General features: G+C 72.6%; 14 protein-coding genes and 1 riboswitch. Of the genes, 6 read left to right on the top strand and 8 right to left on the bottom strand.

Features of this window, described 5'->3' with window-relative positions; all coding sequences use genetic code 11:
• Nucleotides 1-127 precede the first annotated feature (127 nt).
• Nucleotides 128-2,350, top strand: coding sequence for an NADP-dependent isocitrate dehydrogenase (locus ACH9D2_RS05850; protein WP_396361847.1), 2,223 nt, complete (start codon nt 128-130; stop codon nt 2,348-2,350).
• Nucleotides 2,351-2,475: 125 nt separating this feature from the next.
• On the opposite strand, the gene purH is transcribed toward ACH9D2_RS05850, so the two are convergent.
• Both purH and purN read right to left on the bottom strand, forming a co-directional pair.
• Complete coding sequence (purH, locus tag ACH9D2_RS05845; protein ID WP_396361846.1) at nt 2,476-4,086, bottom strand: bifunctional phosphoribosylaminoimidazolecarboxamide formyltransferase/IMP cyclohydrolase; 1,611 nt, start codon at nt 4,084-4,086, stop codon at nt 2,476-2,478.
• A gap of 78 nt (nt 4,087-4,164) precedes the next feature.
• Nucleotides 4,165-4,746: a phosphoribosylglycinamide formyltransferase gene (purN, locus tag ACH9D2_RS05840; RefSeq protein WP_396361845.1), complete on the bottom strand. Its 582-nt coding sequence runs from the start codon at nt 4,744-4,746 to the stop codon at nt 4,165-4,167.
• 60 nt (nt 4,747-4,806) lie between these two features.
• Between purN and ACH9D2_RS05835 the strand changes: the two genes are divergently transcribed.
• On the top strand, nt 4,807-5,313 hold the full coding sequence (locus tag ACH9D2_RS05835) for a hypothetical protein (RefSeq protein WP_396361844.1): 507 nt from the start codon (nt 4,807-4,809) through the stop codon (nt 5,311-5,313).
• On the opposite strand, the gene ACH9D2_RS05830 is transcribed toward ACH9D2_RS05835, so the two are convergent.
• Nucleotides 5,202-6,839: a cell division protein PerM gene (locus ACH9D2_RS05830; protein ID WP_396361849.1), complete on the bottom strand. Its 1,638-nt coding sequence runs from the start codon at nt 6,837-6,839 to the stop codon at nt 5,202-5,204. The two genes, ACH9D2_RS05835 and ACH9D2_RS05830, sit on opposite strands and share 112 nt — an antisense overlap.
• Nucleotides 6,840-7,011: 172 nt before the next feature.
• On the opposite strand from ACH9D2_RS05830, the gene ACH9D2_RS05825 reads away from it, so the two are divergent.
• Nucleotides 7,012-8,181 carry a glycosyltransferase gene (locus ACH9D2_RS05825; RefSeq protein ID WP_396361842.1) on the top strand — a complete coding sequence of 390 codons (1,170 nt, stop codon included), beginning with the start codon at nt 7,012-7,014 and terminating at the stop codon, nt 8,179-8,181.
• Between the two features lie 3 nt (nt 8,182-8,184).
• On the opposite strand, the gene ACH9D2_RS05820 is transcribed toward ACH9D2_RS05825, so the two are convergent.
• Both ACH9D2_RS05820 and ACH9D2_RS05815 read right to left on the bottom strand, forming a co-directional pair.
• The gene (locus ACH9D2_RS05820; RefSeq protein WP_396361840.1) at nt 8,185-8,568 is read right to left on the bottom strand and encodes a PIN domain-containing protein; all 384 of its coding nucleotides are present in this window, start codon (nt 8,566-8,568) and stop codon (nt 8,185-8,187) included.
• Nucleotides 8,569-8,579: 11 nt separating this feature from the next.
• A complete protein-coding gene (locus ACH9D2_RS05815) occupies nt 8,580-8,813 on the bottom strand; it encodes a hypothetical protein (protein ID WP_396361839.1) in 234 nt (77 codons plus the stop codon).
• Between the two features lie 14 nt (nt 8,814-8,827).
• Nucleotides 8,828-8,953: riboswitch (SAM riboswitch) on the bottom strand.
• 403 nt (nt 8,954-9,356) lie between these two features.
• Here ACH9D2_RS05815 and ACH9D2_RS05810 point away from each other — a divergent pair.
• A complete protein-coding gene (locus ACH9D2_RS05810; RefSeq protein WP_396361837.1) occupies nt 9,357-9,653 on the top strand; it encodes a hypothetical protein in 297 nt (98 codons plus the stop codon).
• A 125-nt stretch (nt 9,654-9,778) separates the two neighbouring features.
• On the opposite strand, the gene ACH9D2_RS05805 is transcribed toward ACH9D2_RS05810, so the two are convergent.
• The 3 genes from ACH9D2_RS05805 to ACH9D2_RS05795 form a co-directional block, all read right to left on the bottom strand.
• Nucleotides 9,779-9,964: a hypothetical protein gene (locus ACH9D2_RS05805; RefSeq protein ID WP_396361836.1), complete on the bottom strand. Its 186-nt coding sequence runs from the start codon at nt 9,962-9,964 to the stop codon at nt 9,779-9,781.
• Nucleotides 9,965-10,129: 165 nt separating this feature from the next.
• Nucleotides 10,130-10,336, bottom strand: a complete 207-nt coding sequence (gene cspE, locus ACH9D2_RS05800) for a transcription antiterminator/RNA stability regulator CspE (RefSeq protein WP_017832155.1) — start codon at nt 10,334-10,336, stop codon at nt 10,130-10,132.
• Between the two features lie 315 nt (nt 10,337-10,651).
• A complete protein-coding gene (locus tag ACH9D2_RS05795; RefSeq protein ID WP_396361833.1) occupies nt 10,652-11,182 on the bottom strand; it encodes a TetR/AcrR family transcriptional regulator in 531 nt (176 codons plus the stop codon).
• A 176-nt stretch (nt 11,183-11,358) separates the two neighbouring features.
• On the opposite strand from ACH9D2_RS05795, the gene betT reads away from it, so the two are divergent.
• Both betT and ACH9D2_RS05785 read left to right on the top strand, forming a co-directional pair.
• The gene (gene betT / locus ACH9D2_RS05790; RefSeq protein ID WP_396361832.1) at nt 11,359-13,503 is read left to right on the top strand and encodes a choline BCCT transporter BetT; all 2,145 of its coding nucleotides are present in this window, start codon (nt 11,359-11,361) and stop codon (nt 13,501-13,503) included.
• On the top strand, nt 13,500-14,993 hold the full coding sequence (locus ACH9D2_RS05785; RefSeq protein WP_396361830.1) for an aldehyde dehydrogenase family protein: 1,494 nt from the start codon (nt 13,500-13,502) through the stop codon (nt 14,991-14,993). Before betT ends, ACH9D2_RS05785 begins: the two co-directional genes overlap by 4 nt.
• Nucleotides 14,994-15,012 lie beyond the last annotated feature (19 nt).

The following is a 15,012-nucleotide window of genomic DNA, read 5'->3' as shown; positions in this document are numbered from 1 at the left end:
GGGCCCGCCGTCCTGCCCGGGCCGCCCCGGCCCTCCGGCCGGCCAGCGGGCGGGGCGCCGCCTCGGGTATCTTGGCACCAGGAAGCAACACCACCGATCCGACGACATCCTGGGAGACAGCCCGCACATGGCCAAGATCATCTACACCCGCACCGACGAGGCGCCCCTGCTCGCCACCTACTCGTTCAAGCCGATCGTCGAGGCCTACGCCTCGACCGCCGGCGTCGAGGTGGAGACCCGCGACATCTCCCTGGCCGGCCGCATCATCGCCGCCTTCAACGACCGCCTGCCCGAGGACCAGCGGGTGGACGACGCCCTCGCGGAGCTCGGCGAGCTGGCCAAGAAGCCCGAGGCCAACATCATCAAGCTCCCCAACATCTCCGCCTCCGTCCCGCAGCTGAAGGCCGCGGTCAAGGAGCTGCAGGAGCAGGGCGTCGACCTCCCGGACTACCCGGACGAGCCGCGCTCCGAGGAGGACGAGGAGACGCGGGCCCGCTACGACAAGGTCAAGGGCTCCGCGGTCAACCCGGTGCTGCGCGAGGGCAACTCGGACCGCCGCGCCCCCGCCTCCGTGAAGAGCTACGCCCGCAAGAACCCGCACCGCATGGGCGAGTGGACCGCCGAGTCGAAGACCAACGTCGCCACGATGGCCGCCGACGACTTCCGGGACAACGAGAAGTCCGTGGTCATGGGGGACGACGACGTCCTGACGGTCCGGCTGGTCGGCGAGGACGGCAGCACCACGGTGCTCAAGGAGTCCATCCCCGTGCTGGCCGGCGAGGTCGTCGACGGCACCGTGATGCGGGCCGCCGCCCTGGACGCGTTCCTCGCGGAGCAGGTCGAGCGCGCCAAGCGGGAGGACGTCCTGTTCTCGGTGCACCTGAAGGCCACCATGATGAAGGTCTCCGACCCCATCATCTTCGGCCACGTGATCGAGGCCTTCTTCCCGGAGCTCTTCGCCACCCACGGCGCCGCCCTGGAGGAGGCCGGCCTGTCCTCCGACAACGGGCTCGCCGCGATCCTCAACGGCCTCGACGCCCTGCCGGCCGAAGTGCGCGACGACGTGCGTGCCGCGATCGACAAGGGTCTCGCCGAGGGCCCGAAGCTCGCCATGGTGAACTCCGACAAGGGCATCACGAACCTGCACGTGCCCTCCGACGTCATCGTCGACGCGTCGATGCCGGCCATGATCCGCACCTCCGGGCACATGTGGGGCCCCGAGGGCGAGGAGGCCGACACCCTCGCGGTGCTGCCGGACAGCTCCTACGCCGGGATCTACCAGGTGGTCGTCGACGACTGCCGCGCCAACGGCGCGTTCGACCCCACGACCATGGGCTCGGTGCCGAACGTGGGCCTCATGGCGATGAAGGCGGAGGAGTACGGCTCCCACGACAAGACCTTCGAGATCCCCTCGAAGGGCACCGTCGAGGTCGTCGACTCCTCCGGGACCGTGCTCATCGAGCACGAGGTCTCCCCCGGCGACATCTGGCGCGCGTGCCAGACGAAGGACGTCGCGATCCGGGACTGGGTCAAGCTCGCCGTGACCCGCGCCCGGGCCTCCTCGACACCGGCCGTGTTCTGGCTGGACCGCACCCGCGCCCACGACACCAACCTCGTCGCCAAGGTCGAGGAGTACCTGAGCGAGCACGACACCGAGGGTCTGCAGATCGAGATCATGTCCCCCGAGGAGGCCACCGCGTTCTCGATCGAGCGGATCCGCCGCGGCGAGGACACCATCTCGGTCACCGGCAACGTGCTGCGCGACTACCTGACGGACCTGTTCCCGATCCTGGAGCTGGGCACCTCCGCGAAGATGCTCTCGGTGGTCCCGCTCATCAACGGCGGCGGGCTGTTCGAGACCGGCGCCGGCGGGTCCGCGCCGAAGCACGTCCAGCAGCTGGTCGAGGAGAACCACCTGCGCTGGGACAGCCTCGGCGAGTTCCTCGCCCTGGCCGCGAGCCTCGACCACCTGGCGTCCACGGCCGACAACGCCCGCGCCCGGATCCTCGGCGAGACCCTGGACCGGGCCACGGGCACGTTCCTGGAGGAGAACAGGTCCCCGAGCCGGAAGGCCGGCGAGATCGACAACCGCGGCAGCCACTTCTACCTGGCCCTCTACTGGGCCCAGGAGCTGGCGCGCCAGGACGAGGACACCGAGCTGGCCCAGGCCTTCGCCTCCGTCGCGGAGCAGCTGGCCGACAACGAGGACGCCATCAACGAGGAGCTGCTCTCCGTCCAGGGCCGGCCCGCCGACATCGGCGGCTACTACCGCCCGGACGACGCCAAGACGTTCTCGGTGATGCGGCCCTCGGAGACCTTCAACCGGGTCCTCTCCTCCCTGAGCGCATGAGCTGAGCTCGCCCGCTGAGCACGCGGACCGGCGCGCTCGGCACGCACGGCAACGGCCGCACCCCGCCGAGGGGTGCGGCCGTTGCCGTGCGCCGGACCGCCGTGCGGAGCGGCCCGCGGTGCGGATCAGTGGAAGAAGTGCCGCGCCCCGGTGAAGTACATCGTCACGCCGGCGGCCTCGGCCGCCGCCACGACCTCCTCGTCCCGGACCGAGCCGCCGGGCTGGACCACGGCGCGCACGCCGGCGTCCAGGAGCACCTGCAGGCCGTCCGCGAACGGGAAGAACGCGTCCGAGGCCGCGACGGCGCCGCGCGCGCGCTCGGCGCCGTCCTCGCCCAGGGCGTCGGCCCGCTCCACCGCGAGCTTGCAGGAGTCCACGCGGTTGACCTGGCCCATGCCGATGCCCACGGAGGCACCGCGGTCGGCGAGCAGGATGGCGTTGGACTTCACGGCCCGCAGGGCCTTCCACGCGAAGGCGAGGTCGGCGAGCGTCCGCTCGTCCGCCGGCGCCCCCGCGGCGAGGGCCCAGCCGGCGGGGTCGTCGCCGGGGGCGTCGAGCCGGTCCGAGACCTGCAGCAGCGCGCCGCCGGAGACCTGCCGGTACTCGAGGGCGTCCCGCTCGAAGCCCTCGGGCAGCTCGAGCAGGCGGATGTTCTTCTTGGCCTGCAGGATCTCCAGGGCCCCGGGCTCGAAGCCGGGGGCCACGACGACCTCGGTGAAGATGTCCTGCACGGTCTCGGCCATGGCCCGGGTCACGGTCCGGTTGGCGGCGATCACCCCGCCGTAGGCGGAGAGCGGGTCGCACGCGTGGGCCTTGCGGTGGGCGTCCGCGATCGCGTCCTCGGCGCCGGGCGTGGCCACCGCGAGCCCGCACGGGTTGTTGTGCTTGACGACCGCCACGGCGGGCTCGTCGAAGTCGTAGGCGGCGCGCAGGGCGGCGTCGGCGTCCACGTAGTTGTTGTAGGACATCTCCTTGCCGTGCAGCTGGTCGGCCTGGGCGATCCCGGGGGTCGCGGCCTCGTCGACGTACAGCGCCCCCTTCTGGTGCGGGTTCTCGCCGTAGCGCAGGGAGGCCGAGCGCTGCAGGGCCAGGCCGGCGTAGGGAGGCCAGAAGTTGGCGTCCTCGTCCTGTTCGAACTGCTGGGCCGTCCAGGTCGCCACCGCGGTGTCGTAGGCGGCGGTGTGCGCGAACGCCGCGGCGGCCAGCCGGCGGCGCGCCCGCAGGTCGAAACCGCCCGAGGCCGCGGCCTCGACGACCGCCTCGTAGCCGGCCGGGTCCACGACCACGGACACGGCCGCGTGGTTCTTCGCGGCGGCCCGCACCATGGAGGGACCGCCGATGTCGATCTGCTCGACGACCTCGTCCTGGCCCGCCCCGGAGCGCACGGTGTCCACGAAGGGGTAGAGGTTCACGACCACGAGGTCGAACGGCTCGATCTCCAGCTGCGCGAGCTGGTCCATGTGGTCCTGCTTCCGGCGGTCCGCGAGGATGCCCGCGTGCACCCGCGGGTGCAGGGTCTTGACCCGCCCCTCCAGGCACTCCTGGAACCCGGTGACGTCCGCGACCTCCGTCACCGGCACGCCGAGGGCGGCGATGCGCTGGGCGGTCGATCCGGTGGAGACGATCGCGACGCCGGCCCGGTGCAGGCCCGTGGCGAGACCCTCCAGCCCGGTCTTGTCGTAGACGGACACCAGCGCCCTCTTGATGGGCACGCGGTCAAGCTGGGTGGGGCTCACAGGTTCTCCAAGCGTTCGAGGTCGTGGTTGCCGGCGGGATCCGCCGGGAACCATTTTACGGACCCCCGCCCGGCCCGCTCACCGGGCGTCGTGCAGAGCACCTCGCCGGGCCGTCGCGCCGAGCGTCCGCACCAGCAGCTCGCGCTCGGCGGCCTTGATCCGCTCGTGCAGCTGCGCCTCGGTGTCCCCGTCCTCCACGGGCACCGCCGCCTGCGCCAGGATCGGGCCGGCGTCGACGTCGGCGACGACCTCGTGGACGGTGACGCCGGTGACCTTCACGCCGTGCGCGAGGGCGTCCCGCACGGCGTGCGCCCCCGGGAAGGACGGCAGCAAGGAGGGGTGGGTGTTGATGATGCGCCCGGCGAACGCCTCGACGAACTCGGCGTCCACGATCCGCATGAACCCCGCGAAGACGATCCGGTCGGGCTCCCGGGCGGCCACCGCCTCCTGCAGGGCACGGTTCCACCGCGTCCGGTCCGGGTGGTCGCCGGGCCGCACGAGGAACGTCTCGACCCCGGCCTGCCGCGCCCGCTCCAGCCCCGCGCAGGGCTTGTCGGCGCCCACGGCGGCGATCTCGACGTCGATCCGGCCGTCCCGGACGGCGTCGAGGACCGCCTGCAGATTGGTGCCGGAGCCGGAGACCATGACGACGATGCGCATGCCGTCGAGTCTAGTCGGGCGGGCGGGGACCGGTGCCCGGGGTGCCCTAGAGTGAAGGGCATGACCCCTCCCCGCCCGAGCCCCGAGGCAGCCCCCGCGGACGCACGACGCGCCGCAGCGACCCGCACGGCAGGAGGCGCACTGGTGTGCGCGGCGGTCGCCCTGGTGCTCGTCGGTGCCGGCCTGTGGCCGACCGTGGCCGGGGTCGTGCTGGCGGCCGTCGGGATCGGGCTGGGCATCGCGGCCCTCGTGCGCTCCCGCGGCTCGGACAAGCGCCTGCTGCTGGTGCTGAGCGCGGTCGCCGCGATCGTGCTGGGCACGCTGAGCCTGCTCACCGGCGGGGCCCGTCTGGCCCTGTGGCCGGTGGCCGAGGCCTACCAGGAGTGCGTCGCGGGCACCCTCACGCTCTCCGGGCAGGCGCAGTGCCAGCAGGAGCTCGAGGACGGGATCTGGAGCTATCTCTCCGGCGAACCGGACGCACCGGCGTCGGACGCCGCCGCCGGCGTCTCGACCGCGTCCACGTCGAAGGCCTCCGCGGACCGGGACCCCGCCACGGCCCGCTCCTGAGCCGCCCACGGGCCCGCGTCGGCACGCCGGTCCTCGGCACGCTCCCCGTCGGTCCCGTGCTGATCGGCCCCGTCCCGGTCGACCTCGTCCCGATCGGCCCCGTCCCGGTCGACCTCGTCCCGGTCGTCCCCGTTCCGTCCGGCCCCGCCCGCGGTCTGCGGGCTCCGCCGGCCCGCCGAGCGCATCGCGCGCCGCGCCGCGGCCTCCTCCCGGCGCCGCCGCCGCGCCTCGCGCCGGCCGGCAGGCGTCCCGTCCCCGCCGTCCTCCGCACCGCGGGGCGGCGCGAACGACGGCTCGTGCTCGAGCCACGGTCCCACGACGCAGCCGACCGCCGTGCCCACGGCCACCTCGGCGCCGAACAGCAGCAGGACGGCCGGACCGTCGGGCCCCACGTCCGTGAGCCGGCCGAGCCCCAGCGAGCCGTGCGCCAGCCAGCTCAGCAGCATCACCAGCACGCCCGCGACCGCGCCCACGAAGAGCCCGGTCAGCAGGGTCGAGAGCGGGAACGTGATCCAGCGGGCGGGCAGCCGGAGCGCCATCCAGTCGTCCAGGTGGTTCTCCCCCTCGCGCAGGAACCACCAGCCGGCGAGGACACCGGCCAGGACCGGCAGCACGACCACCACGAGCGCCCACGCCGGCAGCTCCGCGGGCGGCAGCGCGGCGAGCGCCGGGAGCATCGGCACGGGCCCGGCGTCGGTGCCCAGCGGGGAGACGTGGGTGCCGGAGCCCAGGTCGAAGCCCGCGCCCGTGGCCCAGGCCAGGGCGTAGACGGCGAGGTTGGGCAGGTAGCCGAGCTGGAGCCCCGTCAGCGCGGTGTCCCCCGGCACGCCGGTGCCGAGCCGCTGGTAGACGCCCACCACGTCGTTCCAGTTCCAGAACAGGGCGGCGGCGAGCAGGGCCGCCCCGGCGCCGACCCCGGCGACGGCCGCGACGAACCCGGCGCGCAGCACGGCCCACACGTAGGACCCGGCCCAGCGGGAGTACTGGCTCGTGCGCTCGACCCACGCGGCGGCGTTGACGCCGATCAGCCCCGGCAGCGACCGGGAGGCCCGGTACGCGCCCACGAACGCGCCCAGGGCCACGGGAACGAGCGGGAAGACGGCCGCGGCCACCGGGCTCGCCGAGACCGGCCCGCCGCTGAACAGCAGCGCGGCCGCCGCGCCGAACGCGCAGTAGGCGGCGAGGCCGCTGAGGTACGGCTGCCAGAACTGACCCTCCCAGCAGGCGCGCGCCAGCCGCCTCCCGGCCTGCCACGCGAGCGCGAACGGCACGAGGGTCAGTCCCAGCGGGACGAGGTTGAGCGTCCCGGTGGTCGCGGGCAGTCCCGCCCCCGGGTCCAGGGCCACCTGGAGGGGCGTGAGGTGGGCGAGCAGCCACACGTGGCCGGAGAGCACGAACCCGCCGATCAGGCCGAGGGTGTCGAAGCCGTCGGCGAGCCACACCATGAGGACGGTCAGCAGGACCAGCAGGTAGGACACCACGGCCACGGAGCCGAGTTCCAGCACGCCCTGCAGCCACAGCGGCATCGGCACGCCACGGCGGTCGGGGCGTGCTGCGGGGGAGGAAGAGCCATGGGAGTTCATCACCGCCCATCCTCCCACGCCCGCGCGGCGCCCCGGCAGAGGCTTCACGGCGCCTTCACCGGCGGGCCACGTGCCGCTTCCCGTCCGGTCGCCCGCCCCGGGCAGGCTCGCGCACATGAGAGTCGCCGTGGTCGCCGAGCAGTTCCTCCCCCACCTGAACGGAGTCACCCACTCGGTGCTCCGGGTCGTCGAGCAGCTGGTCGCCGGGGGGCACGACGTCGCCGTCCTGGCACCCTCCTACGACCCCGCGCCGCTCGGGCGCCTCGTGGAGGACGTCGTCGAGGACCTCGACGGGGTGCCGGTGCACCGGCTGCCCGCCGTTCCCCTCACCGGCTACCCGGCCGTGCGCGTAGCCGGGGGGACCGTGGCGCGGGTGCGCCGGCAGCTGGCGCGCTTCCGGCCGGACGTGGTCCACGTGGCCTCCCCGTTCGTGCTGGGCCGCCGGGCGATCCTGGCGGCCCAGCAGCTCGGGGTGCCGTGCGTGGCGGTCTACCAGACGGACGTGCCCGGATACGCGGCCAAGTACGGGGCGCCGTTCCTCGAGCATCTCCTGTGGGGGCACGTGCGCTCCATGCACAACCTCGCCACGCTCACGCTCGCGCCGTCCACCTCGGCGGTCCGGCAGCTCACCGAGCACGGCGTCCACGACGTGCACCTGTGGCGGCGCGGGGTGGACACCACCCGCTTCTGCCCCCGGCACCGGGACGAGCAGTGGCGGGAGGAGGTCGGCGGCGGCCGGCGGATCGTCGGCTACGTGGGCCGGATCGCGCCGGAGAAGCAGGTCGAGGACCTCGCCGCGGTCGCGGACCTGCCCGGCACGCGGCTCGTGGTCGTGGGCTCGGGGCCGGAGGAGGACGCCCTGCGCCGCCGGCTCCCGCAGGCCCACTTCACCGGGCGGCGCAGCGGCGCCGACCTCGCGCGCATCATGGCGTCCTTCGACGTGTTCGTCCATCCCGGCGAGTTCGAGACGTTCTGCCAGACGATCCAGGAGGCCATGGCCTCCGGGGTGCCGGTCGTCGCGACCGGTCGGGGCGGGCCGCTCGACCTCGTGGACCGGTCCCGCACCGGCTGGCTCTACCCCCCGGGCGACCTCGGTGCGCTCCGCGGGCACGTGGTCGACCTCCTGGGCGACGAGGCGAAGCGGGCCGCGTTCGGCGCCGCCGCGCACGCGGCGGTCCAGGGCCGGACGTGGGACGTCCTGGTCGGACAGCTGCTCGAGCACTACGAGCACGCCGTGGAGCTCTCGGTGCGGGGGCGCGGCCCGCGCCACCGCCGCGCCGGCTGAGGGCTACCGCCGGGCGGGGGCCGCGTCCAGCACGGACGCCCCGGTGCCGGCGTACCGCCCCGGCTCCACGGTCAGCACGGTCAGCCCGTGCACCTGGGCCGTGGCGGCGGTGAGCCCGGCGAGCGGGTCGGCGGCCACCGTCGCGCCCAGCGAGCCCCACGCCCGGGCCACGGCGGCGTCCACCGGGAGCACCCGGCCCGGGAAGCGCAGCTCGAGCTGCTCCACCCACAGCGTCTCGTCGGGCCGCTCGGCGAGCAGCTCGCCGAGCACCGTGGCCGGCAGGAACAGCCGCCGGTGGCCGTGCCGGCGCAGGGCTTCGGCCAGCCCGGGGCAGCGCTCCGGGGTGCGCACCCCCAGCAGCACGGAACGGTCCAGGAGCAGGTCCACGGCGCGGGACCTCAGGCCGCGGCGGCGAGCTCCCCGCGGGCCGGAGCCAGCAGGAAGTCCACGAACTCGGTGCGGGCCTGCACGGCACGGGCGTAGTCCTCGAGGCTCATGGCGGAGACGCTGATGGGCGGGACGCTCCGGGCCGGGTCGCTCGGGACCGGGTCCCTTCCGGCTGGGACGCCCGGGGCGGTCTCGGAGAACGCTCCGGCACGGGCGGAGGGGGCAGGGGTGCGGGGGTCGGACATGACCGGGGATCCTTCGGGCGCTCTTGCTCGCACCGGGTACCGCCGCGGCGGTGATGCGAGCCGCTTCGTCATCCGAACCACCCGTGAACATGGGGTTGGTGCCCGGTCAAGTCGGAGCTTGCCGACCGGGTCTCTTGAAGCTGTCTCCATTGAACCACATCGGCGAGCTCCGCCCCGGCGGCATCCCGCGCCGCCCACCTGTGCGCCGGTCTTCCCCGGGACGTCACCGCTGCGACACCTCGGCGACACATCCCTCCGCTGGAATGGGCTCGGAACACCGGGGACGGCGCCGACGACGAGCCCGAGCATTACGTTTCAGTGACACAACTCACGACTCGCTTGTCGAGGTGTCGGAGCTCCGGGGTAGCCTGGATCTGCTTCTCGAGATGCGGCGTCCACGTGCTCGACCGGAGATCGACGATCCCCGACGAGCCCGTGGAGAGGCTCCGACCCGCTGCGCGCCAACCCGATGTTCCCGGGTGGATCGGATGACGAAGCGGCGGGCAACGCCATCGGATGCCTGCAAGAACGTCAGGAGAAAACATGACCATGTCCGAAGAAAGAACAGCCATCACCACCGACCAGCGCGAGGAGTGGATCGACGTGACCGTCACCGCCCTCCCCGATCTGCACCTCGTCCGGCTCACGTCGACCGACGGGGACGTGCAGGAGTACCTGAGCCCTGAGGCCGACGACCTCGCCGCCGCGGCGGAGCACGCGGAGGGAACCGCGCAATGGTGCGCCAAGTACCGCCAGCTCCTCGTCCCCGGAGCCCTCGCGGCCACCGGACGGCACCCGTTCTTCAAGCTCCACCCCTCGTCCCTCCCGCTGTCGGCGTAGCCTGCGGGCAGGACACGACGGAGGCCGCAGCCCATCGGGCTGCGGCCTCCGTCGTGGCCGGGCGCGGTGGATGCACGAGTGCAGGTACACGGACGAGCAGGCGTGCGGAGGGGTCCGCACGGCGCTCACTCAAGACCGTAGTCCCCCGCGGAGCCCCAGCCGCCGGCCTCGTCGGCGGAGCCGTCGAACTCCCACTCGGAGGCCTCGAGCTCGAAGGGCACGGTGACCTCCAGCTCGGCGTCGGGAATCCGGTTGACCACGAAGGGGTCCTCCGGCTCCGCCGCCGCGGGGCGCGGATCGGGAACGCTCACGGTGCTTCCTCCCGGGGCTCTGCTGCGGCGCGTCTCGCCCGCGCTTCTCTCCCAGTGATTCTGCCCCGTGAGACGCCCCCCGTGGGGCACGACGACAGAACCGCCGCCGGGCGGAGCCCGACGACGGTTCTGGAGGATCTGCGGGCCGGGGCCCGAGCAGGATCCTTAGGAGATGACGTTGATGTTCGCGGCCTGGGGGCCCTTGGGGCCGTCCTGGGTCTCGAACTCGACGCGGTCGTTCTCGTTCAGCGAGCGGAAGCCGTTCGAGTTGATCGCGGAGAAGTGGGCGAAGACGTCCTTGGAGCCGTCCTCGGGGGTGATGAAGCCGAAGCCCTTGTCAGCGTTGAACCACTTGACGATGCCGGTAGTCATGGGAGACCTGATCCTTCATGAGATGAACGTTTCCCGACGTTCGAGAAACAAAACAGTTGTGATGCATGGAAAACGTCTTCTCAGAAAAACTGCTGCACCCGAGTGGGCCGAACTGCTTGAAAGACAAAAACGAACCTCAACAACTGCGAACCACTGTACACGAGTTCCGGGACCGCACCACCCGGGTGGTGCCGGGGCACCGCGGACATCGCCCGAGGACCCCGCGCGGTGCGGGCGCACTCCGAACCCACCGCCCGGAGCCACTCAGGCCGGCACGCCACCGAGCTCGACCAGCAGCCGCCACCGGGTCGCGGCTCAGTCCGCCAGCAGGGCGTCGGCGACCGCCCGGAGCCGCGCCCGCTCCTCGAGGTCAGGGGCGAAGACGCCGGCGGCATCGGCGAACCACACGCCGTCGGCGAGCAGCCGCACGGCCAGCAGCCGGCTCCGGCGCTCGGCGGGCAGGTCCACGGGCAGGTCCACCCACGGTGCCACCCGCGCGACCCAGCGCTCCTTGAGCGTCGCGCGCAGCCGCTGGTCCGTGAGCATCACCAGGTCCGTCTCGTCGACCTCGCCCGAGAGGCACCAGTCCAGGTAGGCGCGCAGACGCTCGTCGGCCGGCACCTGCTCCGGCGGGGCGGAGAGGCGGCGGGACATCTGCGCGTCCCAGCCGTCCATCACCCGGTCCACCAGGGCGAGCATCAGCGCTTCCTTGGTGGGGAAGTGGTACATCACTCCCGGCTTGGTCAGGCCCGCTTGCCGTGCGGCCGACGCGAGCGAGATCGTGCCACCGCTCCGGATCAGCTGGAGGGCGCCGTCGAGAATCCGCTCACGGGAGGAAGTGCTCATGAAAAAATACTTTACCAACCGGAAGGAAGGTGTCACGATGTTGCGCACGGCCGATGTGGTGTCCAGCACCACACCGGCCCGCCACAGGACGACGACGTCCCGCCCCGCCCGGTCCGTTCAGGTCCGGTCACCGGGTGCACCCGCCCTGGACCACTCTCCACAGAAGGATTTGCCCCATGACCACTGCCGTGCAGGACAGCACGTCCACAAGGGGAGCCCCCACCGGCGCCCACCGCCCCCGGCCGACCGTGAACCGGGTGGTGTTCGCCGGTTCGGGCGTCACCATCGTCCTGTTCTCCCTGTGGGCGATCCTCGCGCCCGACCAGGCCTCCACCGTGATCAGCGCCGTGGTGGGCTGGATCGCCACCAACATGGGCTGGTTCTACGTCCTGACCGCCACCGTGGTGACGGTCTTCGTCCTGGTCGTGGCCTTCTCCCGCGAGGGGACCATCAAGATGGGTCCCGACCACTCGAAGCCGCAGTACAACCTGTTCACCTGGACGGCGATGCTCTTCGCCGCCGGCATCGGCATCGACCTGCTCTTCTTCTCCGTCGCAGAGCCGGTGACCCAGTACTACGGCCCGCCCACGGGCGAGGGCGCGACCGCCGAGGCCACCCGCCTGGCCGTGGTGTGGACGCTGTTCCACTACGGCGTCACCGGCTGGGCGATGTACGCCCTGATGGGCATGGCCTTCGGCTACTTCGCCTATCGGTGGAACATGCCCCTGAGCATCCGCTCGGCCCTCTACCCGCTGATCGGCAAGCGCGTGCAGGGACGCATGGGGGACGCCGTGGACATCGCGGCGCTGCTGGGCACGATCTTCGGCGTGGCCACCTCGCTGGGCATCGGCGTGGTGCAGCTCAACTACGGTCTGTACCTGCTGTTCGGTATCGAGGAGGGCACCGCCGCGCAGATCGGGCTGATCGTCGTCGCCGTGGTGATGGCCACCGCCTCGTGCGTCTCGGGCGTGGACAAGGGCATCCGCCGGCTCTCCGAGCTCAACGTCCTGATGGCCGTGGCGCTGATCGTCTGGGTGCTCGTCGCCGGCAGGACCTCGTTCCTGCTCGACGCCACGGTGCAGAACCTCGGCGACTACGTGGCCGCCCTGCCCGGGATGACCCTGGACACGTTCGCCTACACCGGTGCGGCGGAGTGGATGGCGGGGTGGACCCTGTTCTTCTGGGCCTGGTGGATCGCCTGGGCGCCGTTCGTCGGGCTGTTCCTGGCGCGCATCTCCCGCGGCCGCACCCTGCGCGAGTTCGTGATCGCGACCCTGACCGTGCCGTTCGTGTTCATCCTCATCCTGGTCTCGGTCTTCGGCAACAGCGCCCTGGCGATCGTCACGGGCGGCGACGACGCGTTCGGCGAGGTCGCCATGAACACCCCCGAGCGGGCGTTCTACTCCCTGCTCGAGCAGTACCCGGGCGCTCCGCTGCTCATCGGCCTCGCCTCGCTGGCCGGGCTACTGTTCTACGTCACCAGCGCCGACTCCGGCGCCCTGGTGATGTCCACGTTCACCTCGACCATCCAGGACCCCACCCAGGACGGGCCCAAGTGGCTGCGCGTCTTCTGGGCCGCCGCCACCGGGCTGCTGACCCTGGCCATGCTGCTCGTGGGCGGGGTGCCGACCCTGCAGGCCGCCACGCTGATCATCGGCCTGCCCTTCTCGATCGTGATGTACCTGATCATGATCGGGTTCTGGAAGGCCCTGCGGGCCGAGCGCTCCCAGCGTGAGGGACGCAGCTCCACCCGCCGCTCCGCGGCCGCCTCCCGCATCCCCGGCCCGGACAGCCACTGGCGCAGGCGGCTCTCCCGGACCGGCTCGTTCCCTGGCCCGAAGGCCGTGCTCCGCTACGAGGAGCAGGTGCTCGTCCCCGCCCTCTCGGAGGTCGTGGAGGAGTTCCGGGCCCATGGACGTGACGCGGAGCTCACCAGCTCGGTGGTCGGGTACCAGGACCTGTCCGAGCACACGCTGACCGTGCGCATGGGCGAGGACCGGGACTTCTGCTACCAGATCTACCCGGTGGCCACACCGGTGCCGGCCTTCGGCGGGTTCCGCACCAACCCCGACTCGGACCTCTACTACCGCCTCGAGGTCTTCAACGAGACCGGCTCCCAGGGCACCGACGTCATGGACTGGAGCCACGAGCAGGTCATCAACGACGTCCTCGACAGCTGGGAGGCGCACCTGGCCTTCCTGAGCATCCACACCGGCCCGTCCGTCATCCAGGACGGCGAGCAGGGCCACCCCGACTGGTCCACCGACATCCACGACGTGCCGACGGGGCAGATCCCCGCGGCGAAGGAGACGAACCCGTGAGCACCACCCTCTTCATCGACGGACAGTGGCAGGCGGCCGCCCAGGGCGGCACCCGCACCATCGTCTGCCCTGCCGACGGCACCGAGGTCGGCACCGTGGCCGAGGCCACCGCGGAGGACACCGAGCGGGCGATCGCCGCGGCCCGCCGCGCCTTCGACGACGGCCGCTGGTCCTCCGTGCCCGGCCCGCAGCGCGGTGACCTGCTGCTGCGGGTCGCCGCCCGGCTGCGCGAGCGCAAGGACGAGTTCGCCCGCGCCGAGTCCCTGGACACCGGCAAGCGCCTGGTGGAGTCCGAGATCGACATGGACGACATCGCCGCGTGCTTCACGTACTTCGGCAAGATCGCCGCCGAGCAGGCCGGTCGCGTCGTCGACGCCGGGGACCCGGCCGTGGTCTCGAAGGTCGTCACCGAGCCCGTGGGCGTGTGCGGGATGATCACGCCCTGGAACTACCCGCTGCTGCAGGCGGCCTGGAAGATCGCCCCGGCGATCGCGGCCGGCTGCACCTTCGTGCTCAAGCCCGCCGAGCTCACCCCGCACACGGCGGTGCTCATGATGGACGTGCTCCAGGAGGCCGGCCTGCCCGACGGCGTGGCCAACCTCGTGCTCGGCGCGGGCGCCGAGGCCGGCGCGCCGCTGTCCTCCTCCCCCGACGTCGACCTCGTCTCCTTCACCGGCGGCGTGGTCACCGGCCGGGCGATCGCGGCCGCCGCGGCCCCCACCGTGAAGAAGATCGCCCTGGAGCTGGGCGGGAAGAACCCCAACGTGGTCTTCGCCGACGCCGACTTCGAGGCCGCCGTGGACAACGCCCTCAACGGCGCCTTCGTGCACTCGGGGCAGGTCTGCTCCGCCGGGGCGCGGCTGGTGGTCGAGGAGTCGGTCGCCGAGCGCTTCGTCGACGAGCTCGTCCGCCGCGCCGAGCGGATCCGTCTGGGCGGCCCGTTCGACGAGCAGGCCGAGACCGGCGCGCTGATCTCTGCGGCCCAGCGGGAGAAGGTGCACGCCTACGTGGAGTGCGCTCGGCAGCAGGGCGCCCGGATCCGCTGCGGCGGCGAGTTCGTCACCGGTCCGTCCGCCGACGGGCAGCTGGATCTCGGGAAGGGCTTCTTCTACCCGCCCACGGTCATCGACCGCTGCACCCGTGAGATGGACTGCGTGCACGACGAGGCCTTCGGCCCCACCGTCACGGTCGAGACCTTCCGCACCGAGGACGAGGCCGTGGAGATCGCCAACGACACCGTCTACGGCCTGGCCGGGGCGGTGTGGACCTCCGACGCCGGCCGCGCCCAGCGGGTGGCCGCCCGCCTGCGCCACGGCACGATCTGGATCAACGACTACCACCCGTACCTGCCGCAGGCGGAGTGGGGCGGCATGAAGCAGTCCGGCATCGGCCGCGAGCTCGGCCCCACCGGTCTGGGCGAGTACCAGGAGCTCAAGCACGTCTACCAGAACACCGCCCCGGCCGTGACCGGCTGGTTCGCCCAGCCCTGAACCGCGCCCACCGGCGTCG

Origin of the sequence: Kocuria rhizosphaericola, assembly GCF_044462205.1 — a bacterium.
Classification (GTDB): Bacteria; Actinomycetota; Actinomycetes; order Actinomycetales; family Micrococcaceae; genus Kocuria; species Kocuria rhizosphaericola.
This window is presented reverse-complemented; position numbering and strand designations above follow the sequence as displayed.